Origin of the sequence: Acetomicrobium sp. S15 = DSM 107314, from assembly GCF_016125955.1 — a bacterium.
GTDB lineage: Bacteria > Synergistota > Synergistia > Synergistales > Thermosynergistaceae > Thermosynergistes > Thermosynergistes pyruvativorans.
In genome coordinates this window covers 1-317 of sequence record NZ_JADEVE010000088.1, presented here as the reverse complement: position 1 = coordinate 317, position 317 = coordinate 1, and the positions used below count along the sequence as shown (strand labels likewise).

1 protein-coding gene and 1 pseudogene are annotated in these 317 nt (G+C 55.8%); both read left to right on the top strand.

The genetic code is table 11. The features are described 5' to 3' along the window. Positions 1-17 precede the first annotated feature (17 nt). Positions 18-65 (top strand): annotated as a pseudogene (locus EZM41_RS14540) (hypothetical protein); the annotation flags it as partial. A 149-nt stretch (positions 66-214) separates the two neighbouring features. Further along, on the top strand, positions 215-317 hold a 103-nt coding region (locus EZM41_RS13430), incomplete at its 3' end, for a TRAP transporter large permease subunit (RefSeq protein WP_232618984.1).

Below are 317 nucleotides of genomic sequence, written 5' to 3'. Positions count from 1 at the left end.
AGCTTCGTTATGACCTCATTCCGTCCGATGCCCTCCGAGAACTGGCAAAAGTCTACACGGTAGGAGCGGAAAAATACGGCGAGCGCAATTGGGAAAAGGGCATGAGTTGGGGGCGAGCGTTATATCCTGGTTGCGCCTGGGAGGGTGGGGTCGAGCAATCCAGAGCTCGGCGTCCCCGTGCAATATCACGAGCTCACCAACTGTCGTTGCGTGTATGATCTTTGCTGCCATTTCAGGCTCTGGACCAGCGGTGGTCGCTGCTCTGGGCACAATTTTGGTCCCTGCAATGGTGGGAAGGGGATATTCTGCCAGTTATG